Genomic DNA, 21,021 nt, shown 5'->3' with positions numbered 1-21,021 from the left:
AGGCTAATCACCGTGGGCGTGGGCGGGGGCGGGGGCGACTTGCGGTGCCACCCATTGCGACAAGTAAACGCGCTCGAAGGCGAACACAGCGATCATCCCGACAGCGGCGTAGAGAACGATCATCGGGTCGCTTTGAAGCTTCATCACGGTGAAAGCTGCCAGTACTATCGCATCGAGCGCCAGGGCAGTCAAAAGCACGATACCGAAGGCGCCGACGTCTGCTCGACGATAGCGGAACACGCCCCAATGTATGATCATGTCCATGACGAGGTAAAAGAAAGCACCGAGGGATGCGATCCGGCCTAAATCAAAGAGCACGGCCAACGTCGCGGCGATGACGACAGTATAGACCAGGGTGTGGCGTTGGATGGGACCTGGCATACCGAAGTGGCTGTGCGGGATCATTTCCATGTCGGTCAGCATCGCCAGCATACGCGACACCGCGAAGACGCTGGCCAGAACGCCGGACGCCGTTGCGACAGCGGCCAGGATCACCGTGAGTATGAAGCCGGTTTGTCCAAGGGCGGGCTGCGCCGCTTGTGCCAGCGAATAGTCACGCGCTGAGATGATCTCCTCGATCGTGAGACTCGAACCGACCCCGTAGGCGACCAACAGGTAGACGACGACGCAGATTCCGATAGAGAACATGATCGCTCGGCCAACATTGCGATTTGGTTCAGTGATCTCGGCTCCGCTGTTGGTGATCGTGGTGAATCCCTTGAACGCAAGGATGGCCAGCGCCGTAGAGGCGATGAACCCCGTGAGCCCGTAGGATTGTGAGGTCTCGGACGCCGCGGCGAACGCAAAACCACTGGACCACAGGGCCGCGATGCCAAACAGAGCTATGCCTCCGATCTTGATCGCGGCCATGATCAACGAGAACAGCCCGACCGAGCGGTTTCCGGCCATGTTCACCAAAAAGGCGAAAACGATCACGGCCACAGCCAGAGCGGGGACCAATGGGCCACCTTCGATATCGAAAGGGCGCAGGACATAGGTGGCGAAGGTTCGCGCGACGAGGCTTTCCGCGATCACCATGCTGAGCGCCATCAGCAGTGCGGCCCCGCCCGCGATGGCTCCGGGGCCATAGCATTTCTGCAGGATCATGGCGATGCCACCCGAGGACGGCCATTTGTTCGACATCCTGATGTAGCTGTAGGCGCTGAAGCTTGTGACGACCGCGCCGGCGATGAATGCAAGCGGGAAAAGCGGGCCGGCGAGCTGCGCGATTTGCCCCGTCAACGCAAAGATTCCAGCGCCGATCATCACGCCTGTCCCCATCGCAACGGCTCCGCCCAGACTGATGGAATTTTCGCGGTACGTTTCTTTTTCGCTCTGCATAAATGGCCCCCTTTTAATTTTGGTTCATCCGAACGCTGTTGCGCGCTTCTAGATACGAACGCCGCGAAGGCGCAGCGAATTGAGCACCACCGAGATTGACGACGCGCTCATGGCGAAGGCAGCAAACATCGGACTGATGAGGATGCCAAAGAAGGGAAACAGAACTCCCGCCGCGACCGGCACGCCGGAGGCGTTGTAGATCAGCGCGAAGAACAGGTTCTGGCGGATGTTGCGCATCGTGGCCCGGGCGAGCCGCCGCGCACGCACGATACCATCAAGGTTGCCCTTGACCAGCGTGACGCCCGCGCTTTCGATGGCCACATCGGCGCCGGTGCCCATGGCGATGCCGACATCGGCCTGCGCGAGCGCGGGGGCGTCGTTGACGCCATCCCCGGCCATGGCGACCTTGTGGCCCGCCTCTTGCAACTCAAGGATGATCCGCGCCTTGTCCTCCGGCAGCACGTCGGCCCGGATCTCATCGATTCCGAGCCGCGTGCCGATGGCCTTGGCCGTGCGTTCGTTGTCGCCGGTCGCCATGATGACGCGGAACCCCAGTTCATGCAGATCCTCGATGGCTTCTGGCGTGGTCTCCTTCACTGGGTCGGCGACAGCAACTAGACCGGCGATCTCGCCATCCAGCACAACGAACATGACCGTCTCGCCTTCGTCGCGGCGGGCATTGGCCTTGGCGGTCAACGCGCCCGCCTCGAGCCCCAATTCGCGGATCATCGCCAAATTGCCGAGCGCGACCGCTTTGCCGTCAACGACCCCCTTGACGCCCTTGCCAGTGACCGCCTCGAAGTCCCGTGCCTCGTCCATTTTGACATCTCGCTCCTCCGCACCCCTGACGATCGCTTCGGCCAAGGGGTGCTCCGATCCGCGCTCAAGCGATGCGGCGAGACGCAAGACCTCGGCTTCGTCGTGGCCGGGTTGCGGGAGTACGTCGACAAGCCGCGGCTTGCCTTCGGTCAACGTGCCGGTCTTGTCGACGATCAGGGTATCGACTTTCTCGAACCGCTCCAGCGCCTCGGCGTTCTTGATCAGCACCCCTGCCTGAGCGCCCCGTCCTGTCGCTGTCATGATCGACATCGGTGTCGCCAGGCCAAGCGCACAAGGACAGGCGATGATCAGAACCGCCACCGCCGAAATCAATGCGTAGGAAAGCGCAGGCGCGGGCCCCCAGATCGCCCAGGCGATGAAGGACAGGACCGCGATACCGATGACGGCCGGAACGAAATATCCCGCCACCTTGTCGGCGTATTTCTGGATCGGGGCGCGCGAGCGCTGCGCGTTCGACACCATCTCGACAATTTGAGCCAGCATCGTGTCGGACCCGACACGCGTCGCCTCCATCACCAGACTGCCGGTGCCATTGATCGTCGCGCCGGTCAGCGGGTCGCCCTCGGTCTTCTCGACCGGCACGGGTTCACCGGAGATCATGCTTTCGTCGACCGAGGACCGGCCGTCCAGAACCACGCCATCGACCGGCACCTTGTCACCGGGCCGCACGCGCAGCCGGTCCCCGACTTGCACGTCCTCCAGCGGGATTTCCTCCTCGGATCCGTCGTCCCGGATGACCCGCGCGGTCTTTGCCGCCATGTCGAGAAGCGCGCGGATCGCCTTGCCGGTCCCCTCGCGGGCGCGTAGTTCCATCACCTGGCCGAGCAGCACCAGCGTCACGATCACCGCCGCCGCCTCGAAATAGACGCCGACATGGCCTTCGGAGTCTCGGAACCCATCAGGGAATATGTCCGGTGCGAGAACGGCAACGACGCTGAAGAGCCAGGCGGCAAGAACGCCCATGCCGATCAGGGAGAACATGTTGAGGTTCAATGTGCGGAACGAAATCCATCCGCGTTCCAGAAACGGCCAGCCGCACCACAAGACCACTGGCGTTGCCAGGATCAATTCGATCCATTGTGTGGTGCTTTCGCCAAAAAAAGTCCGGACTGCGGGGAAACCGACGAATGGCCCCATCGTGAGGACAAGGAGCGGGATCGTCAGGACTGTGCCGACCCAGAACCGCCGTGTGAAATCCACCAGTTCGGGATTTGGACCTTCATCGCCCGGCACACCGGATTCCAGTTCCAATCCCATACCACAGATCGGACACGCGCCCGGATCAGGCTGCCGCACCTGAGGGTGCATCGGGCAGGTGAAAATGGGACCATCATGTCCTGTAGGAACCAGATCATATCGGCCATCGGCCGGCGTGGCACCCGCGTGGTGTTCGTGATGATCATGTGCTGAATGGACCTCGAGCTCCGATTCCGGCACGAGGTGCATCCCGCATTTCGGACAATTGCCGGGCTCGTCCTGCCGCACCTCAGGGTGCATGGGGCAAACGAATACCGAAGAAGCTGCTGTGGTTTCAGAACTGTCGGGAGTGCTCATTTTGCGGTCCTTTCCGAGAATGCTTCTCTTGCCTAGGGCTTCCATCCGCGGGAGGGTCAAGAGAGATCAGTACGGCGATTACATTGCGGCTCTGCGGGGTGGCGCTGTCCGGCCCCGTTCCCGCCGGGCGAACACGATCAACGCCAGCCCGACCAGCGCCATTGGCATGGAGAGCAACTGGCCCATGGTCAAACCCCACTCACCAAAATGAAGCGCATGGCCGATCGGGTTGTCCGCCGTCACAAATTGTTGGTCCGGTTGCCGGAACATCTCGACGAAACTTCGGGCAAGACCATAGCCGGTCAGAAACACGCCAGCCAAGGCACCGGGCATTTTCAGCCAGCCCCGGCCCCAAGCGAGATAAATGAGCAGTATTCCAAGAATGAGCCCCTCCAATACCGCCTCGTACAGCTGGGACGGGTGTCGGGCGCAGAGGCCGCTAACCCCTGGGCAGGCCTGCGCGACTTCGCCGGGAAAGATCACCGCCCAGGGAACGTCCGTTGGACGCCCCCACAACTCATTGTTGGTGAAGTTCGCCAGCCTTCCAAGAAACAAGCCTGGTGGTGTTGCCAAAGCCAGCAAGTCGCCAGTGCTGAGCAATGACGCGTTCTGTCTAAGGCAGAACAGCAAGGCCGCGATGACAACTCCCGCGAACCCCCCGTGGAAAGACATGCCGCCTTGCCAGACCATCAGAATTTCCAAGGGATTGGCGAGATAATATGCGGGCTGGTAGAACAGTACAAAGCCCAGGCGACCACCAGCAATCACGCCGATGATGATCCACGTCAGAAGATCTTCGATCTGCGTTCGGTCAAGCGGCGGTCCAGCTGACGTCCAGAGCGCGGGACGGCTTATGGCACTCGAACAAATGCGCCAGCCAATCAGGATACCGAAGATATAGGCTAGCGCGTACCAGCGGAGTGCGAATGTGACCCCCCCGATGTCGAAGGAGAAGAGGTCGGTTCCAATATCCGGAAATGGCAATCCCGCTGGCAGCACTGGGTGAGTTCCTCATCAGGAATTTACGTGGGGATTAGATGGCATTGATCGAGCACCGCTAAAGGCGCTCGATCTGCGACAGGGCATCCAACGCCCATCCCGCCATCACGCGGTGTCGAGGGCGTCCCGAAGGAGATCGCGGACTTCGCCGGCGACCGCGTCCAGGTCTTGGTTCTGCACCGCCTGCATCGAAGCGACAGGATCGACCGCGCTGACCTCGGTGTCGCCGTCCAGTTGCCGCAGGATAACATTGCAGGGAAGCATCGCACCGATGCGAGGCTCGATCTCGATGGCTTTGTGCGCCATGCCCGGATTACAGGCCCCCAAGATGCGGTAAGGCGGCATGTCCGCATCAAGTTTCTTTTTCATCGTCGCTTTGACGTCAATCTCAGTCAGAACGCCGAAGCCCTTGTCTGCCAAAGCATCCCGAACACGCATCTCTGCGTCATCGATTTTGGTGTCTTTCAGGACGCGATCATAGGTATAGGCCATGGGAATTTTCCTTTCCGTGTCTCTATTTGTTGGCATACCGAGGCTAAACGGTTCAGGTCGCGGTTCGGTTCAATGTCCCGACCGCGAATGGTTTTGGGGTTGTGAGGACGGGTGCCGGAAAAAAACCGGCACCCATTGGCTCAGTTGTCCTGCATCATGGAGCCGTTGCCCATGCCCTGACCGTTGCCAGGCCGCGCAGGCGCATCTGCCATATTCGACCGCATCATCTGCATCCGCTCCATCCTATCGGCAGGAGCGGCCATCTCTTCCGGCGTCACCGCGCCGTCGCCATCGGCATCGAGGTGTTGGAAGCGATCCACCATCATTTCGCGGATCATCGCGCTGTGGAGAGCTTCAAATTCAGTAATCGAGAGGTTTCCATCCCCGTCGCTGTCAAACTCGGAAAGCTTGGCCTCCAGCTGCGTGCGCATTTCTTCCGGCGTCGTTGTGCCGTCTCCATCAGTGTCGAACATTTGCATCATGCCGCCAGCCATGCCTGGGCTCATCATACCACTGCCCATGCCTGCGCCCATCATGCCTGCGCCCATCATGTTTCCGTGCATGCGCTTCATCATGTCCATCATTCCGCCCATGTTCCCCATCATACCGGGACCACCGTTCTGCATCATGCCTGGTCCGCTCTGGGCGCCAAATTGTCCCCCACGCCCGTGGTTGGCGTCCGCGAATGCGGCACCGCCAAGGGCGGTTGCAGCCAGGGTCATTGCAGCGAGTAAAGTGTTGCGTTTCATTTCGATCACCTCGTGTCAGTGTTGCGATACCCAGCATATGGGGGGCACCTGCAGATGCGGAATGCCACGCGAGCCGGTGTTTTGTATCGCGAGGTCACAAAGGCGGGGTCTGTTACAAATTGCGACAAATCAATTCGGGGCGAACGCTCCTCTTCATCTGAAACATGCGATATCCAGAAAAAAAGGTGTCGAGGATCCGTATACCAACCGAAACCGAACCCATGTTTCGGTAGAGGTGAAATCCGGAAGAGTTGATGTCGAGATTGCTAGAGGCCCTGAATATCCCGAAAATTCAATCATTCAACTCATGGCAGGAGGCTGCAAGGTGCGCTTTTCCAATCGCATTTTCTCAGTTCTAACCGTGGTGATTTTGGCGGGGTGCGGTGCAGGAAACGACATGCGCCCTGATGCTTCAGCCGAAGTCATCAGTAGTGCATCCTACCGTCACGACGGACCGGCCGCGCTGACGCTGTACACCATGATCAGCAACAGATCCGGGGCGGGTGCGCATAGCAGCGTCATGATCAATGGGTCGCAGCGCGTTATCTTCGATCCGGCAGGAACGGTCCGGCTGAGCGCGGTACCGGAACGGGGAGATGTGCTTTATGGCATTACTCCACAAGTGGCCGATTTTTACGCACGGGCTCATGCACGGGAGACCTACCACGTCGTCATACAAGAGATCGATGTGTCCCCCGAAGTCGCGGAGCAGGCCTTGCGGCTTGCAATTGCCAGCGGCCCAGCCGCTTCCGGTTTTTGTAGTGCCAGTACCTCCGCGGTACTCAGACAATTACCAGGATTTGAATCCATCGGACGCACATTTTTTCCAAAGCGCCTGATGGCGGATTTTGGCAAGTTGCCGGGCGTGCGAACCACAAAGCTGTTCGAGAACGATGAGGACGACAAATCCGTAGCGATCGCACAGTTCGAAAGTTCACTTGCGACACAGCCGTGAGTGTTCGTCCAACAATTCATTGGAAGATGTCCCTGCACGACGCAGTCCTCGGCGTGTGAGCCAAAGATGCAATAGGTTAGCTTCGAGCGGTAACGCTGTCTTCGGCCGAGTAAAGAAACGCCGTCGATCCGACAGCGACATTCGGATAGAGATCATTGATGTGGGCCATCACCATGCGCACGCATCCCGAACTGGCCCGGCCGCCAATGCTGCGAGGGCTCGGCGTTCCGTGAATTCGAAGGTACGTATCCCGATCTCCGACGAATAGATACAAAGCCCTGCTGCCCAAGGCATTGTTGGGGCCGGGCTCCATACCGTCGGCAAACCGCTCGTAAGCCTCCGGATCGCGTTCGATCATCGACTGCGTTGGCGTCCAGTGCGGCCATTCGACCTTTCGGCGGATCGTATAGGTGCCGGGTTCATAGAGATCGCCCTTGGCAATCGCCACCCCGTATCGCATCGCGGTGCCACCCTCCTCGATATGGTACAGATAGCGCGCGATCGCATCGACGTGAATGTCACCCGGGCGCAAACCTTCATTCGCCAACACGCGTTGCGGCAGCAGCCTGGGATGCAGCCCCCATGGGTTGGTTGTTGCCGGGTCATAGTTGGCGGGCGTGACCTGCGCATCCCAAGCTGCTTTTTCGGCTGTTGTCGGCCAGGTCTTTGCGAACGCGGGTGAACTCAGAGACGCTGAAAACAGCGAACCGGAGAGTGCAAGAAAGTGTCGTCTTGTAACCATGAAACGAAGCCCTATGTTTGTTTACGATGAATGCGGGACGATTCAAGAAACGTCCGCGACCCCATGCCACCGAACCTTTTGATGTCTTGCGATCGCGACCAACCAGAGGCAAGCAAGGACACCGCTCAGGATCGCGTTCCAACTCGCCATGGACAACGTCAGAAATTCCCAGACAACCTCATCGCACAGAACAAGAGTGGACGCATTTGAACTGGCAGAGGGCAGCAATTCCGATACCGACATTTGGGAGACATCGAGGCCGGATCCCGTGCAAGAAGTCGGTCCCTCCCACCAGCCGCGCTCGACACCGGTATGAAACACTCCCAACGCGGATGTGCTGAGTGCCGACAGGGCACCGATTATCAGGATTGGCAAAATCGGCAGAGCAAAGAGCAACATAGCGCCCGTTCCAATGGCGATTGCGTGTGGGTAGCGTTGCCAGATGCACATTGCGCACGGCGCGTAGCCAAGAGCCTGGAAAACGAAGGCCCCTAACAGCAAGGCGGCTGATCCTGCCGCCGCAGTCATGCCGAGAGATTTTGGTGTCAGGGTCAATGAACGCTCCCGTTGGCAATCGATGGACCTGTTTCTCGCTTGTCAGGTTACGTAAACGGCAGAAGGGCTGTTATCATTCAGAGATTTGTAACGGTATGTATCCGTCGCGACCCTCAGCCGACTCTGATCCACGTTGCCATACCGTCGGCTTGATGGCTCAACATGTGGCAATGAAGCATCCAGGATCCCGGATTGTCCAGGACGACGAGAATATCCCGCGTCTCGCCGGTATCCAGATAGGTCGAGTCCCGGTATGGACCGGCTTCACCCGCCGCATCGAGTTCCCAGAAATGGTGGCCATGCAGATGCATGACGTGTGGAAATCCGGTTTCGTTGCGGATCGAAATGCGCGCGGTCGTCCCCTGCGCGACAGATAGGAAAGGGGTTCGAGGCAGGCCCGATACGTCATTGAGCGCCCACGTCCCTGTGCCGTTGTGGGACGCGCTTCCCGCACCTCCCTGAAGCACCAGCTCCGCGGTTTGGCCGGGGTCTTGCGGGGCGGGCATTCGGTTGGCGGGCAACGCGGTGATGGGCGCTTTCGCAGGCTCACGAGAGCCGGAAACAGCGATTTCGCCAAGGCTCAACGTCCGCTCTCCAAAGCTGTCGTCAAATCTAATAGGCCCGGTCGCATCACCAATCACATCGCATCTTTGCCCCGGAGCTAGGAGGATGGGTTCGAGTGTCTGTGGCTGCGCCAGGGGCATACCATCCAGTGCAACGATCTTGCCTGCCAGACCGTCCAGCCCGACACGGTAAACCCTGTCGATAGAGGGATTTATCAGGCGCAAGCGCAGGCGGTCGCCTTGTCTCACATTCTTGCTGGTTCCATTGGAAACAAGCGCCGTGACCGTATTGCCGATACGGCCCTCGGTCGCGAAATGAGCCGGGTTGAACCCTTCGTCGTACTGTCCGGACTGATCCAACAAGACATCGAAGAACTGAACAACGATGTCATGGTCGACAGCCGGCGCATTTTGCTCCTCGACGATGAAGGCGCCGAAAAGACCGCGGCTGACCTGATCGTAAGACAGGTAATGCGAGTGATACCAATACGTGCCGGCATCCGGGACGCCGAATTGATAACGATACGAGTCGCCCGGAATGACCACATCCTGAGTGAGGACGTTGACACCATCCATCCGATTTGGAACCCGCAACCCATGCCAGTGAACGAGAGCGCCCTCCTCCAATCGGTTATCGAGGGTGATGCGGGCGGTTTGTCCTTGTCGCATTCTGACTTCTGGGCCCGGCAGACCACCGTTGAAGCCCAACATCGACACGTCGTACCCAGCAAGGTGCGCCTTGATCGATTGGGGCGCGAGGATCAACTCGTGTGTCGCTGCTGGCAAGCGGGTACCAGCCAGCGCAACGGTCATCCCGCCAAGGAAAGACCTCCGGCTCAAAGACAATTCCGTCACCTCATGAATGATAGACTGGCTTTCGCCAACTGCCGCACTTGTGCCATTTCCGGAAGAGGAACTTCAAGGCGACAGAACACTCCTCACGCCGTTGTCACTTTGGGATACAGGAAGACGCGGGCGCCGATTTCAACGCGTTCGTACAGATCCTTCACATGTTCATTCGTCAACCGCGCGTATCCATTCGACACGGCAGACCCAATTGTCTCCGGGGCGTTCGTTCCATGAATGCGAAGATAGGTATCGCGTCCCTCGGCATCGTAGAGATAGAGCGCGCGGGCCCCGAGCGGGTTGTTTGGCCCGCCTTTCAGTCCATCCTTGTACTTTGCGTATTTGCGTGGCTCGCGCCGGATCATGGCGTTCGTTGGCCGCCACCATGGCCATTTGGCCTTGCGCGCTACCGTGAACTCTCCGGGTTCGTACAAACCTTTGCGCCCTACCCCGACCCCGTAGCGGATCGCCATCCCGTCCTCGAGCATGAAATAAAGGAAAAAATCGTCGGGAACGACGTGGACATCGCCTTTAACCCAGTCACCACGACGGGTGTTTACCAATTGTGGTTCAAACCGTTCGGGCAATTTGACTTTGTGGGCCCAGGCAGTTGTGGGCAGAAAGCAACCCATCGCTCCGGCACAAATCAATTCTCGTCTCGTGAAATTCTGCATGGCGCGATCTCCTCGGACCCATGAAAATTCAGTGCGCGTCAGGGGCAAAGAAAAGAAGCCGTGAACCGGGGCAAACGACGCGCCTTTGTTGCCTTGAAACTACGAAAATTCGTGCTTTTGGAACTCTCCAGCGCTGGAATGTTGTTGTTTTACAGAGAACTGCAAGGAGGTGACTGGAAATGCACTACTCACGATTCTTTATGATGATCGGAACATCGACCGTGGTCATGTTCGTTCTGATGTACCTGAACACCTATCTTTGGGGCCATATCTTCTTTTCGGAGACACGCCTTTACATGGCCATCCTGATGGGGGCGACCATGGCCGTGATCATGTTGGCGTACATGTTGTCCATGTATCAGAACACCAAAGCCAACATCGCGATTTTCGTTGGCGCAATAGTCCTTTTCGCGGCGAGCCTCTGGCTGGTTCGCGGGCAATTCACGGTGCAGGACAGGTCCTACATGCGCGCCATGATCCCGCACCACTCGATCGCCATCATGACGTCGACTCGTGCCGAGATCACCGACCCGCGCGTCCGGGGGCTCGCAGACGACATTATCTATGCGCAGGACAAGGAAATCGCCGAAATGCGCTACCTTATTGCTGACATTGGAGCAAACGGCGAAGCATCGGCCACGCGAAGCGAAACGCCGGCGCAGGTTGTGGATGCGCAACAGGCGCTTCAAACGGAGGTCGTGTCGAAGGTCGATCCTGAGTTTCTGACGGAAGACGAAATCGCTGCGGTGTTCCCGAATGGCGGAAATTGCCGCTTTGCTTACACCTCGGACAGTCCGGCTGTACTGGTGACTGGTGAAACCGGCGAAGGGTCTGCAGCCGCAATGAAGATCAGCGGTGATCTGGTGCGCCTGAATGCGCAGGGCGAAAATGCATTTTCTGAAGGCCCGCTGTCGGCCGAGATCGCAGAGACGAACGGTGACCTGACCGATCTGATCGTCAGCGCGGGAACCGACTACGAAGCCGGGTTCCGTGGTCAACTTACGTGCAGCGGATAAGGAGGAAAGGACATGCCCCGCGACACAGACAGCAAATCCGCGCAGCTTTATCGCATGGTCATGCCGGGCCATGTCTGCCCCTACGGTCTGAAATCGAAAGACCTGCTGGAGCGGCAAGGCTTCGAGGTGGAAGACCATCCGCTTGACACCCGTGAAGACACCGATGCTTTCATGGAGAAGCACGGGGTCGAGACGACGCCGCAGACTTTCATCGGGGACGAACGGATCGGCGGTTACGATGATCTCAGGGTGTTTTTCGACATTGACCCACCCGAGGAAGAGCAAAGCGACACGACCTACCAGCCGGTCATCGCGATCTTTTCTGTCGCCGCGCTGTTGGCATTGGGCCTGTCTTGGCACCAGTACGGGTCGGTCCTTACCTTGCGGGGGTTCGAATGGTTCATTTCGCTGTCCATGACCATTCTCGCGATCCAGAAATTGCAGGATGTCGAAGGGTTTTCGACGATGTTCCTCAACTACGATCTGCTGGCGCGCAAATGGGTGCGATACGGCAAGGTCTACCCGTTCGGCGAAGCGTTGGCAGGTATCCTGATGACTGCCGGCGCGCTGCTGTGGCTCTCGGCTCCGGTTGCCTTGTTTATCGGCACGGTAGGCGCTGTCAGCGTGTTCAAGGCTGTTTATATCGACAAGAGAGAGCTGAAATGCGCCTGCGTCGGCGGTGACAGTTCCGTCCCGCTGGGGTTCATTTCGCTGACGGAAAACCTGATGATGATCTTCATGGGTATCTGGATGCCGGTCCGCGCGATCTGGTTCTGAGGTACAGCCCCTTCTTGCCTGTCACTTGGCCAACCGCTCCGGCGACAGATCCTCGATGATGGGGCAGTCGGGCCGGTGATCCCCGGCACATTTTTCCACCAGTTCGGCGAGCGTCGCGCGCATGGATTGCAGTTTCGCGATCTTTTCCTCGATCTGGCGCAGATGGTCTTCCGCAACCGCCTTCACTTGCATGCTTTCGCGGTTTTCATCCTCGTAGAGCGACAGGAGCGTCCTGCAATCTTCGATGGTGAACCCCAAGGCCCGTGCGCGACCGAGAAACGCCAGCTTGTGAACGTGGTTCTCGGTGAACGCGCGATAGCCGTTCTCGCTACGGTTCGGGCGGATCAGACCGATGTCCTCGTAGTAGCGGATCGTCTTGGCGGGCACACCCGATTGTCGGGCAACGTCTCCGATGTTCATGTCGGACCTCCGTTATTCTGCTGGAGCAGGAGTGGCGGCTGCCATCTCTGCCGGGATTGCGCGCTGCTCGTCCATCGCAGGCGCGATGCGCCGCAGCCGCAGGGCATTGGTCAGGACAAACACCGAGGACAACGCCATCGCACCCGCCGCAAGGATTGGTGACAGGAGCAACCCAAAGGCCGGATAGAGCACCCCGGCAGCGACCGGAATAAGTGCCACGTTGTAGGCAAAGGCCCAGAACAGGTTCTGCCGGATGTTGCGCATGGTCCGCCGCGATACTTCGAAGGCGTTCACCACGCCGCGCAAATCGCCCGACATCAGGACGACATCCGCAGATTCGATGGCCACATCGGTGCCGGTTCCAATGGCGATGCCCACATCGGCATGCGCCAGCGCCGGGGCGTCATTGATCCCGTCGCCGACAAAGGCGATGCGCTTGTTCCCTTGGCGCAAACTGTCGAGCGCCGCAACCTTGCCGTCCGGCAGGACGCCGGCGATGACGTGGTCGATACCGGTTTCGCGGGCGATGGCTTCGGCGGTTTCGCGTTTGTCGCCGGTGATCATCGCAACCGCAAGACCCTTTTCGTGCAGCGCTGCGATGGCTGCGCGGCTTGCCGGTTTGACCGGATCGGCCACGCCGATCACGGCGGCGACACGCCCATCTATGGCAGCGTAAAGCGCCGTGCGACCCTTGCTTGCGATCTTCGTTTCCTCTGGAGACAATGCCGAGACGTCAATGCCTTCGCGCGCCATGTAGCGGTCGGCCCCAACCAACACCTCCACGTCTTCGACCACGGCGCGCACGCCGTAACCTGTGACCGATTGAAAGCCTTCGGCCGCCACAAGAGGTGCGCCCTCGGCCCGCGCGGCCCGCACGATGGCGTCCGCGACAGGATGCTCGGAGAGCGACTCTACGGCGGCCATCTTCGAAAGCGTTGTTGTACGATCGAACCCTTCCGCCAGCACAAGGTCAGTCAGTGCGGGTCGCCCCTCGGTCACCGTGCCTGTTTTGTCGAGGGCGACCACATCAACGGAATCGAGCTGCTGCAAGGCGTCACCTTTACGGAACAGGACACCCATTTCCGCAGCACGTCCCGTCCCGACCATGATCGAGGTCGGCGTCGCAAGCCCCATCGCGCAGGGGCACGCGATGATGAGCACCGACACACCGGCGACCAGCGCCATCGTCAGGGCCGGATCAGGCCCGAAAAACAGCCAGACCAGCACGGTCGCCGCCGCGATCGCCATCACGGCAGGCACGAACCACAAGGTGATCCGGTCGACCAATCCCTGGATCGGCAGTTTGGCGCCCTGGGCCTCTTCGACCATGCGAATAATCTGCGCCAGGGTCGTGTCGGCGCCGACCCGCGTGGCGAGGAACTGCAGGCTTCCGGCGCCGTTGACCGTCCCGCCGGTCACCGTATCTCCGGCACCTTTTTCAGCGGGGATCGGCTCGCCTGTCAGCATGCTTTCGTCGACGCGGCTGGTCCCCTCGATGACCTCGCCATCGACCGCGATGCGTTCACCAGGGCGCACGATGACGATGTCACCCTGAACCAGCGCATCGATCTCGATCTCGACGCTTTCTCCGTCCCGCATCACGCGTGCAGTCCGCGCCTGAAGCCCTAATAGCTTCTGGATGGCCGCGCCCGTTCTCCCCTTGGCGCGCGCTTCAAGAAACCGCCCCAGAAGGATCAGAACGACGATGACCGCTGCCGCCTCGAAATAGACGGTGCGCAGCGTGTCAGGCAGGACCGACGGTACGAATGTCGCAACCACGGAATAAAGGTAAGCCGCCCCGGTGCCGACCGCGACGAGGCTGTTCATGTCGGGGGCACCCCGGAACAAGGCCGGGAAACCCTTGGTGTAAAACGTCCGGCCTGGGCCGAAGAGAACGATTGTCGTCAGCACGAACTGAAGAAGCCAACTCGTCTGCTGGCCAATCGTGGTCTCGATCAGCATATGAACGGCCGGAATGACGTGGCCACCCATTTCGATCAGGAAGACCGGCAAGGCGAGGATGGCCGCAAAGGTGACCCGTTTGGCAAGCGCCTGAGCCTCTTCCTCCTTGCGCGCAACTCTGTCGTCACCGGCCTGGGCCGTTGCCACGGTTGCTGGATACCCTGCCGCGCCGCTTGATTCGATCAGATCGGATGTCGTGACAAGACCTTCGACGTAAACGACCGTCGCCGTCTCTGAGGCGAGGTTGACGTTCACCTCGACCACCCCGGGCACCGCGGCAAGCGCCTTATCGACCCGCCCGACGCAAGAGGCACAGGACATCGCTGCAATCGTGAGTTCGGCCCTGGCCTTCCGCGCGGGGTAGCCCAGCTCGCGAAGGGATTCGATGATGTCGGGAATGCGCTTGAGCGCGTCCACGCTCATGCGAGCAGTTTCCGAGGCAAGGTTCACCGACACATCCTCTACGCCGTCGATTGCATTCAATGCGCGATCGACCCTGCCAACGCAGGACGCGCATGACATGCCTTCGATCGGCAGGCTGATCTGTTTGGGTTCGGGCATATGTGTCACCTGTTTTTCCATTCGAAGTGGAATATGAGGCTTCCAGTTACTGGAGGGTCAATGGGAGGGCGCCAAATAAATTTCTTCACTTGACCTTCCAGCGGGGGGAAGCCCCATGTCACCGATAGAAATCAGATCAAGGAGTGGTTCCGATGAAGTTCAGCGTTCCGGACATGAGCTGTGGGCATTGCACCGCAGCAATCGAAAGCGCGGTGAAGAGCGCAGATCCGAATGCAGGCGTGGAATGTGACCTTTCTGCCCGACAGGTGCATGTCGACAGCGTGTTACCAGCCGATCAGGTCCAAGCGATCATTCGGGATGCGGGCTACAACGTGGAACCTGCGGCCGCTTGATGCAGTGCCTGGACCACCCAAGGGTGGTCCGGGCACAGAATTTCAGTCTTCGACTTTGCGGGCTTCCTCGACCAAGTCGGCAAGCTGCGCCTTTTCGACGAAGCCCGGGACCAGCGCATCCCCGATCACGAAAGACGGCGTGCCGTTAAAGCCCAGAGCTTGGGTCAGTTGCATGGAGGTCGCAATGTGCTCTTCGACCTCGGGGGCCTCCATGTCCTTGCGCAACTGCGCGATATCCAGGCCGATCTCCTCGGCCACGCGCAGCACGGAGGCCTCTTCCGCGCGGCCTTCCAGCCCCATCATTGCCCAGTGAAACTCTTCGTATTTGTCCTGCTTGCGCGCTGCCAAGGCCGCTTTCGCGGCAAACACCGATCCGTCTCCGAGAATGGGCCATTCACGATAGACGAGGCGAATGTTGGGATCGTCTTCGATCAAAGCCCGCACCTCGGGTTTGACCCGCCGACAATAGGGACAGTTGTAGTCGAAAAATTCCACAACAGTGACGTCCCCTTCCAGGTTGCCGAGAACCGGCGCATTCGGATCGTTCTCGATCAGATCGCGCTGGTCATTCAGAACTTGGGCCTGACTGAGCTCCTGCGCTTGCGCCTGCCTTTGTTCGAGGATCGCCACGGCCTCCATGACAATCTCCGGGTTCTCGCGGATTGCCTCGAGCACAAGTTCCTTGACCCGGGACTCTGACAGTTCGTCCGCGAGTGCCGGTATCGGAAGCAAGGCAGCTATCGCGACCGTCGTGAAGGCTTGTCTGAAACGCATTTTAGTTCTCTCCCCGTTGTTCGTCGGCTTCTGTCCGCGCGGCCTGGACTTCGCGGATGCGGTCTGGCCAGGTGGACCGGATGAAGGCCAGGATGTTGTGAATTTGCTGGTCGGTCAGCACGTCTGCGAAACCGGGCATGCCACTGTCGAATTCGACGCCCTGACGCGCCAGAAGCGCCGCACCCCCCAGTTTTGTGTAATCGAAGAGCAGGCTGTCAGGATGATGCCAGGTGTGACCCGTCTCATCATGTGGTGGTGCTGGCAGGCGCCCATCCGCGCCGGGCGTTCGCCATTCCGGCTGGCCTTCCAGACCCGCGCCATGACAAGACGCACAGTTTTCTGCGTAGAGCAACGCGCCTTCTTCGATGTCGTAGCTCTCCGCCCTGGACGCGCTGCCGACATCCGAGGATGCACTGGTCGAGAGCCAATACGTGAAGGCGGCTGCTGCGACAGTGATCGGAAGGGACCAAACGAGATATCTCATGTGACCCGTATCCAGGTTGTCATGCCAGATGCGGCGTGGCTGAGCATGTGGCAATGGAACAGCCACTTGCCGGGATTGTCTGCCGTAAAGGCGATCTCCCGGGACTCGTTGCCGGCCAACAGGATCGTGTCCCGCATCGGCCCGAACGCGCCGTCGGGGCGCAGCTCGCGGAAATGCATCCCGTGCAGGTGCATCGCATGTGGGAAAACGGTCTGGTTCTCGATCTTCAGGCGCACCGGCTCGTTCAGGGATAGATCGGCCAGTGGCGTGTAGGTCATTTCGGCGACATCATTCAGGGCCCAGAATTTGCCCGCTTGGGCAAGCTGACGGAATCCAAGACGTTCCCCGCCAAGCAATGCGGACTGCATTCGCCCCATTGCCCCGCCGGACATGACCAGTCGCAAATCACGCGCATCGGCAAGGTCCGGGGCGTGTGCCGCGGGGTTCGGCGGCAACGGCAGTGGCTTGCCTCTTGGTACTGAACTGGCTGTGCCGTTGACCAGAAAACTCACCAACGGGGTCAGTTGATCATCATCGCCGATGCGAAGCAATTGGGCGGTGCCGCCTTCGCCTTCGGTCACATCCACAATTAAGTCGACGCGCTGTGCCGGGCCGAGGATCAACTCGCCGTCAACCGACTGGGGTTGGCCGGTTGGCATTCCATCCACGGCCACCGTCCAGCCACTGAATCCAGAGAGCCTCAGCGGGAAAATTCGAGCGCTTGCTGCGTTGATGATCCGCAAGCGAATGCGTTCGTTGCGCTTCGCGGGCAAGGTCAGGTCATAGCGCCCATTGGTCGTGATAAAGTTGCCGATGCGTCCACCGTGGCTCATCATCATAGGCTGTTCGAAATTGTCGAACAGCTGCCCGCTCTCAGGGTCGAGCAACCAGTCCTCCAGAACGATGACTTCCTCGCGGTCTATGTCCGGTCCATCGACCTCTTCGACGATCAAGGCACCGCGCAAACCACGCGCGACTTGCTCGTATGAGCGATTATGCGCGTGATACCAATAGGTGCCCGCGTCCGGTACGACGAAGTCGTAGTCAAAGGTTTCACCTGGTGCCACGGCTTTCTGGGTCAGTCCTGAAACGCCATCCATCGCGTTATCGATCCGGATTCCGTGCCAGTGAACCGAACTGGGATCGGGTACCTCGTTGCGGAACCTGCGACGCACCCGATCGCCTTGTGCAACCCGGATTTCCGGGGCCGGAACAAGACCGTCATAGCCCCAGATCTCTGTTTCCGGGTAGGTGTCCGGAAGAAGTTGTCGACGCGCAACCTTGGTAACCACGTCCTCGAACGGGGTTGCGGCATAAGCCGACCGCGGGATGGCGGCCGCACAGGCCGCCAGAGTTGCATTGCGCAAGAAATCCCTACGTGTTTGTTTCATTTCGATCCTCGAGAAAGCGGGGGCGTGTCGCCCCCGCGTGATGTTAGTTCGAAGCGGAGTTCTCCGCCTCGACCGTGTCCTTGTTCAGTAGGAAAAGCGCCATCGCTTCGCGATCGGCAGGTGTCAGAAACCGAGTTCCGTCGCGAACGACTTCCGCCATGCTGCCGCCGAACGCATCGCCCGAAGGGGTGATGCCGGTCTGGAGCGCATAAGCGAGGTTTGAAACCGTCCAGTCATTTTTGGCCAGGTCTTTTGGCCGTATCGCGGGTGCCTTGCTGCCACCGGGAAGCTGGGCGTTGCCTGCAAAGGAAGCACCGATATCGCGGCCTCCCGCAAGATTGCGCGGCGTATGGCAGGCTCCGCAATGTGCCGCACCGCGCACCAATTCCCGTCCGCGATTCCATGAGTCGCTTCGCCCTTCAACCGGTTCGGTATCCGGATCGTAGAAGAACGCCGCTCGCCAGAGCTTCAGCCCCCATCGTTGGTCGAATGGGAAGCTGACATCGTTTTCTGGTGCAGGCTTGTCCACGGGCTGCACGGTTTGAAACGCCGCCCAGAGGTCAGCGATATCCTGGTCAGAAAAATCCGCATAGAACGTATATGGGAAAGACGGATAGTAGGGCGTTCCATCGGGGCCGATACCCTGCCGCACGGCTTTTGCGAACTGTTCTGCCGTCCATTCGCCCATGCCATGTTCGGGGTCTGTCGTCAGGTTGGGCGGATAGAACGTTCCGAACGGGGTTTCGAGCGGCGCCCCTCCGGCAAGTGGCGCGCCGCCCGCTTCGAAATTGGTATGACAGGCAATGCACCCACTGGCGCGCGCCAGATACGCGCCCCGGTCGACATTGCCCGCTGATGCGATCGGCGCCACCGCACTGCCGACAGGCCATGCAATCACCGCGCCGAGGCCGGCCGCGCCCAGCACGGCGACCCCGCTGACCAGTGTCAAAAACCGTCGCATGGTCAGTCTTCTTCCGCCCGGAAGCGTTCATGGCACGCGGAACAGACCTGGGTCGTCATCGCGAATGCCGCGTCGGCGGGCATTTCGGCAATGGCGGCAGCATCCATCATGCCGCCTCCGCCCATCATCGTGCTCCCGCCCATCATGGACCCACCGCCCATCATCGAGGTGCCACCCATGGAGGTATTGCCGCCCATGCCGCCCAATCCATTGTCGGCTGCGCGTTCCAGGCCTTCGGAATATTCTTCCAGCTGACTCGCCAATGCTGCGAAGCGGTCCCAGTCGGTCCACACCTCGTCTTTGGCTTCCGAGGGCATGCCCCCTGTGCCCTCAGGGAACAGGTTCGTCATGCTCTCACCGGCGTGCTGCTGGAACAGGCGCGCGGCATCGCGCACTGTTTCTGCGTCATAGGCCGTTTCGCCCCTCATCATCGGGGCCACGGTCTTGACCGCCTTCCCCATTGCAAGCATGGCGTCCATGCGCTCTTTCACGATGCCGGTGGCACCGCTATGCGCGAATGCCGTGACCGCAGTACCTGCAATCAACACTGCCGCTACGATAGTCGTCTTTTTCATGTCTTCGATCCTTCTTTGGGTCTGCTTTTCGAGCGATGTGAAATCAGACCCACCGTCGTGGCGGTGGAGGATCGCTGGCGGAGCGCAACTCGGTTCGTTGGGTCGCGACGTCTTGCATGACTGCCGTCAGAAACTGCGGCTCGTAAACCACGTTTGGCTGGAGAAACACCACCGGCGTGACAGAACAATCGAGTCCCGGATGACAGTGGCCAGAGGCCTCGTTCGTCGATGACCCTACATCTTCGTGAGCGTGAAATTCTTGCGCCAAGGACGCTTCACCATGAAAAGCTGGCGCCTCAGGCACTCCGAGAACCACTAGGAAAAGGCCGAAAACGGCCGACAGAATCCATCGGTTCGTCTTCGACCAACGCATCAGTTGATCCCGTTGGCCCGCTGCAATTCGCGGACATAGGCGGCCACCATCTTGACGTCTCCTTGGGTCAATCCCTCGATCTTAGGCATATTACCGAAATTCCAGTGATGTGCACGGACGCCGTTTTGAGCTGCCAGAACAAAAGCCATGTCCGAATGGTGGCTCGGTTCGTAGATCTTGTGCACGAGAGGCGGCGCAACACCGTTGCGACCGGCGGCATTTTCGCCGTGACACTCGGAACATTTTGCCTCAAATATGTTCTTCCCAAGCGCCGCCTGCTGCGAGAGTGCGTCAGGCAGCTGGACCTGGACGATCGGGCCGCCTTCAGCGATCTCACTTGTGTCGGGTGGCGTCATGGAGTGGCCAACCGCTGTATCTTCCGCTCCAACGAACTGCCAAACGGCAAAACCCCCGCCGATAACAAAAACGGCACCAATCAGCGCAGTCAATTTGTCCATGCCTGTATCTTCCGCCTTGCCCGTTGGGTCAGATGAGTTTGACTTGAGTGCCGACAGGTGCCCGCTCGTAGACTTCCTCGATCTGTGCGTTGAACAGGCCGATGCAGCCGTTTGACGACCGGCGGCCGATCTTGCGCGTATCCTGTGTCCCGTGAATACGGTAGTACTGCCACGACAGGTACAGTGCACGAGTACCCAATGGGTTGTCCGGATCACCCCCCTCGACACGAGCCGGCCATTCCGGATTGCGTTCCCGCATGGAGGGCGTTGGCGCCCAGCTGGGGTTTTTGCGTTTTTCCACCACTTCGGTGTAACCGCGTTTGGTGAGTTCGTCGGTCAGCGGAACGGACGTTGGGTAGATCCGCATTTCGCCATCTGATGTCCAATGCTGGAGCGCCTTCGTCACGGTATCGGAGATGATGATCCCCTTTCCGAGTGCGTCGAAGTGATCTTGCCAGTCATGAACTCGAAAAGAAGAGATGTTGCGGCGAATGGTTTCGGCTCGAACCACGCTTGGTGCAACCAAAGCGACAGCCGCATATCCCAATAGGCTTCGTCGATTAACCTTGTTGTTTCGCAAAATTGTCATGACACACTCCTAGCCTC

Annotated in this window: 22 protein-coding genes; 4 read left to right on the top strand and 18 right to left on the bottom strand. The window is 59.6% G+C overall.

The features are described 5' to 3' along the window. Nucleotides 1–3: 3 nt before the first annotated feature. The 5 genes from TQ29_RS18420 to TQ29_RS18400 form a co-directional block, all read right to left on the bottom strand. On the bottom strand, nt 4–1,341 hold the full coding sequence (locus TQ29_RS18420) for an APC family permease (RefSeq protein ID WP_007803442.1): 1,338 nt from the start codon (nt 1,339–1,341) through the stop codon (nt 4–6). Between the two features lie 48 nt (nt 1,342–1,389). Continuing rightward, a complete protein-coding gene (locus TQ29_RS18415) occupies nt 1,390–3,678 on the bottom strand; it encodes a copper-translocating P-type ATPase (protein ID WP_222864283.1) in 2,289 nt (762 codons plus the stop codon). 135 nt (nt 3,679–3,813) lie between these two features. Further along, nucleotides 3,814–4,734, bottom strand: coding sequence for a prolipoprotein diacylglyceryl transferase (lgt, locus tag TQ29_RS18410; RefSeq protein ID WP_007803438.1), 921 nt, complete (start codon nt 4,732–4,734; stop codon nt 3,814–3,816). Between the two features lie 105 nt (nt 4,735–4,839). Beyond that, a complete protein-coding gene (locus TQ29_RS18405) occupies nt 4,840–5,226 on the bottom strand; it encodes a DUF302 domain-containing protein (RefSeq protein ID WP_007803435.1) in 387 nt (128 codons plus the stop codon). A gap of 140 nt (nt 5,227–5,366) precedes the next feature. Further along, nucleotides 5,367–5,975, bottom strand: coding sequence for an EF-hand domain-containing protein (locus TQ29_RS18400; protein ID WP_235974531.1), 609 nt, complete (start codon nt 5,973–5,975; stop codon nt 5,367–5,369). A gap of 343 nt (nt 5,976–6,318) precedes the next feature. Here TQ29_RS18400 and TQ29_RS18395 point away from each other — a divergent pair, with 343 nt between their 5' ends. Beyond that, a complete protein-coding gene (locus TQ29_RS18395; protein WP_054540624.1) occupies nt 6,319–6,930 on the top strand; it encodes a hypothetical protein in 612 nt (203 codons plus the stop codon). A 76-nt stretch (nt 6,931–7,006) separates the two neighbouring features. Here the strand turns inward: TQ29_RS18395 and TQ29_RS18390 are convergent, their stop codons facing one another. The 4 genes from TQ29_RS18390 to TQ29_RS20480 form a co-directional block, all read right to left on the bottom strand. Then, complete coding sequence (locus TQ29_RS18390) at nt 7,007–7,672, bottom strand: L,D-transpeptidase (RefSeq protein ID WP_054540601.1); 666 nt, start codon at nt 7,670–7,672, stop codon at nt 7,007–7,009. Between the two features lie 42 nt (nt 7,673–7,714). Beyond that, nucleotides 7,715–8,200, bottom strand: coding sequence for a disulfide bond formation protein B (locus TQ29_RS18385; protein WP_054540600.1), 486 nt, complete (start codon nt 8,198–8,200; stop codon nt 7,715–7,717). A gap of 140 nt (nt 8,201–8,340) precedes the next feature. Next, the gene (locus TQ29_RS18380) at nt 8,341–9,603 is read right to left on the bottom strand and encodes a multicopper oxidase family protein (protein ID WP_054540599.1); all 1,263 of its coding nucleotides are present in this window, start codon (nt 9,601–9,603) and stop codon (nt 8,341–8,343) included. Nucleotides 9,604–9,728: 125 nt separating this feature from the next. After that, nucleotides 9,729–10,310, bottom strand: coding sequence for a L,D-transpeptidase (locus tag TQ29_RS20480; RefSeq protein WP_082386781.1), 582 nt, complete (start codon nt 10,308–10,310; stop codon nt 9,729–9,731). Nucleotides 10,311–10,489: 179 nt separating this feature from the next. Between TQ29_RS20480 and TQ29_RS18370 the strand changes: the two genes are divergently transcribed. Continuing rightward, on the top strand, nt 10,490–11,326 hold the full coding sequence (locus TQ29_RS18370; protein WP_012187184.1) for a DUF305 domain-containing protein: 837 nt from the start codon (nt 10,490–10,492) through the stop codon (nt 11,324–11,326). A 12-nt stretch (nt 11,327–11,338) separates the two neighbouring features. After that, a complete protein-coding gene (locus TQ29_RS18365) occupies nt 11,339–12,103 on the top strand; it encodes a MauE/DoxX family redox-associated membrane protein (RefSeq protein WP_173585990.1) in 765 nt (254 codons plus the stop codon). Between the two features lie 21 nt (nt 12,104–12,124). On the opposite strand, the gene cueR is transcribed toward TQ29_RS18365, so the two are convergent. Together cueR and TQ29_RS18355 are read right to left on the bottom strand one after the other, a co-directional pair. Beyond that, nucleotides 12,125–12,523 carry a Cu(I)-responsive transcriptional regulator gene (gene cueR, locus TQ29_RS18360; RefSeq protein ID WP_038008399.1) on the bottom strand — a complete coding sequence of 133 codons (399 nt, stop codon included), beginning with the start codon at nt 12,521–12,523 and terminating at the stop codon, nt 12,125–12,127. A gap of 12 nt (nt 12,524–12,535) precedes the next feature. After that, complete coding sequence (locus TQ29_RS18355; protein ID WP_054540621.1) at nt 12,536–15,046, bottom strand: heavy metal translocating P-type ATPase; 2,511 nt, start codon at nt 15,044–15,046, stop codon at nt 12,536–12,538. A 152-nt stretch (nt 15,047–15,198) separates the two neighbouring features. On the opposite strand from TQ29_RS18355, the gene TQ29_RS20475 reads away from it, so the two are divergent. Further along, complete coding sequence (locus tag TQ29_RS20475) at nt 15,199–15,399, top strand: heavy-metal-associated domain-containing protein (protein ID WP_007803412.1); 201 nt, start codon at nt 15,199–15,201, stop codon at nt 15,397–15,399. 42 nt (nt 15,400–15,441) lie between these two features. On the opposite strand, the gene TQ29_RS18350 is transcribed toward TQ29_RS20475, so the two are convergent. The 7 genes from TQ29_RS18350 to TQ29_RS18320 all read right to left on the bottom strand — a co-directional run bounded on the left by TQ29_RS18350 (nt 15,442) and on the right by TQ29_RS18320 (nt 21,004). Continuing rightward, nucleotides 15,442–16,173, bottom strand: a complete 732-nt coding sequence (locus tag TQ29_RS18350; RefSeq protein ID WP_009807488.1) for a DsbA family protein — start codon at nt 16,171–16,173, stop codon at nt 15,442–15,444. A gap of 1 nt (nt 16,174) precedes the next feature. Continuing rightward, nucleotides 16,175–16,657, bottom strand: a complete 483-nt coding sequence (locus TQ29_RS18345) for a cytochrome c (RefSeq protein WP_007803408.1) — start codon at nt 16,655–16,657, stop codon at nt 16,175–16,177. Then, complete coding sequence (locus TQ29_RS18340; protein ID WP_038008397.1) at nt 16,654–18,048, bottom strand: multicopper oxidase family protein; 1,395 nt, start codon at nt 18,046–18,048, stop codon at nt 16,654–16,656. Before TQ29_RS18340 ends, TQ29_RS18345 begins: the two co-directional genes overlap by 4 nt. 43 nt (nt 18,049–18,091) lie before the next feature. After that, nucleotides 18,092–19,009 carry a cytochrome c gene (locus TQ29_RS18335; protein ID WP_054540598.1) on the bottom strand — a complete coding sequence of 306 codons (918 nt, stop codon included), beginning with the start codon at nt 19,007–19,009 and terminating at the stop codon, nt 18,092–18,094. 2 nt (nt 19,010–19,011) lie between these two features. Beyond that, on the bottom strand, nt 19,012–19,584 hold the full coding sequence (locus tag TQ29_RS18330) for a cytochrome c (RefSeq protein ID WP_054540597.1): 573 nt from the start codon (nt 19,582–19,584) through the stop codon (nt 19,012–19,014). A gap of 372 nt (nt 19,585–19,956) precedes the next feature. Then, on the bottom strand, nt 19,957–20,415 hold the full coding sequence (locus TQ29_RS18325) for a cytochrome c (protein ID WP_054540596.1): 459 nt from the start codon (nt 20,413–20,415) through the stop codon (nt 19,957–19,959). Nucleotides 20,416–20,443: 28 nt separating this feature from the next. Beyond that, the gene (locus tag TQ29_RS18320) at nt 20,444–21,004 is read right to left on the bottom strand and encodes a L,D-transpeptidase (protein ID WP_054540595.1); all 561 of its coding nucleotides are present in this window, start codon (nt 21,002–21,004) and stop codon (nt 20,444–20,446) included. Nucleotides 21,005–21,021: the final 17 nt, after the last annotated feature.

Origin of the sequence: Actibacterium sp. EMB200-NS6, from assembly GCF_001305615.1 — a bacterium.
GTDB classification, from domain to species: domain Bacteria; phylum Pseudomonadota; class Alphaproteobacteria; order Rhodobacterales; family Rhodobacteraceae; genus Actibacterium_A; species Actibacterium_A naphthalenivorans.
The sequence above is the reverse complement of the archived record's forward strand: the minus strand, read 5'-3'. Positions and strand labels throughout refer to the sequence as shown.

What these genes read in the sequence shown, in the direction of transcription:
- TQ29_RS18335 (WP_054540598.1), bottom strand. Translation starts at nt 19,009, where the DNA reads ATGCGACGGTTTTTGACACTGGTCAGCGGGGTCGCCGTGCTGGGCGCG.
- TQ29_RS18325 (WP_054540596.1), bottom strand. Translation starts at nt 20,415, where the DNA reads ATGGACAAATTGACTGCGCTGATTGGTGCCGTTTTTGTTATCGGCGGG.
- cueR (WP_038008399.1), bottom strand. Translation starts at nt 12,523, where the DNA reads ATGAACATCGGAGACGTTGCCCGACAATCGGGTGTGCCCGCCAAGACG.
- TQ29_RS18330 (WP_054540597.1), bottom strand. Translation starts at nt 19,584, where the DNA reads ATGAAAAAGACGACTATCGTAGCGGCAGTGTTGATTGCAGGTACTGCG.
- TQ29_RS20475 (WP_007803412.1), top strand. Translation starts at nt 15,199, where the DNA reads ATGAAGTTCAGCGTTCCGGACATGAGCTGTGGGCATTGCACCGCAGCA.
- TQ29_RS18350 (WP_009807488.1), bottom strand. Translation starts at nt 16,173, where the DNA reads ATGCGTTTCAGACAAGCCTTCACGACGGTCGCGATAGCTGCCTTGCTT.
- TQ29_RS20480 (WP_082386781.1), bottom strand. Translation starts at nt 10,310, where the DNA reads ATGCAGAATTTCACGAGACGAGAATTGATTTGTGCCGGAGCGATGGGT.
- TQ29_RS18370 (WP_012187184.1), top strand. Translation starts at nt 10,490, where the DNA reads ATGCACTACTCACGATTCTTTATGATGATCGGAACATCGACCGTGGTC.
- TQ29_RS18340 (WP_038008397.1), bottom strand. Translation starts at nt 18,048, where the DNA reads ATGAAACAAACACGTAGGGATTTCTTGCGCAATGCAACTCTGGCGGCC.
- TQ29_RS18390 (WP_054540601.1), bottom strand. Translation starts at nt 7,672, where the DNA reads ATGGTTACAAGACGACACTTTCTTGCACTCTCCGGTTCGCTGTTTTCA.
- TQ29_RS18345 (WP_007803408.1), bottom strand. Translation starts at nt 16,657, where the DNA reads ATGAGATATCTCGTTTGGTCCCTTCCGATCACTGTCGCAGCAGCCGCC.
- TQ29_RS18405 (WP_007803435.1), bottom strand. Translation starts at nt 5,226, where the DNA reads ATGGCCTATACCTATGATCGCGTCCTGAAAGACACCAAAATCGATGAC.
- TQ29_RS18400 (WP_235974531.1), bottom strand. Translation starts at nt 5,975, where the DNA reads ATGAAACGCAACACTTTACTCGCTGCAATGACCCTGGCTGCAACCGCC.
- TQ29_RS18380 (WP_054540599.1), bottom strand. Translation starts at nt 9,603, where the DNA reads ATGACCGTTGCGCTGGCTGGTACCCGCTTGCCAGCAGCGACACACGAG.
- TQ29_RS18365 (WP_173585990.1), top strand. Translation starts at nt 11,339, where the DNA reads ATGCCCCGCGACACAGACAGCAAATCCGCGCAGCTTTATCGCATGGTC.
- TQ29_RS18385 (WP_054540600.1), bottom strand. Translation starts at nt 8,200, where the DNA reads ATGACTGCGGCGGCAGGATCAGCCGCCTTGCTGTTAGGGGCCTTCGTT.
- TQ29_RS18420 (WP_007803442.1), bottom strand. Translation starts at nt 1,341, where the DNA reads ATGCAGAGCGAAAAAGAAACGTACCGCGAAAATTCCATCAGTCTGGGC.
- TQ29_RS18415 (WP_222864283.1), bottom strand. Translation starts at nt 3,678, where the DNA reads ATGCACCCTGAGGTGCGGCAGGACGAGCCCGGCAATTGTCCGAAATGC.
- TQ29_RS18355 (WP_054540621.1), bottom strand. Translation starts at nt 15,046, where the DNA reads ATGCCCGAACCCAAACAGATCAGCCTGCCGATCGAAGGCATGTCATGC.
- TQ29_RS18320 (WP_054540595.1), bottom strand. Translation starts at nt 21,004, where the DNA reads ATGACAATTTTGCGAAACAACAAGGTTAATCGACGAAGCCTATTGGGA.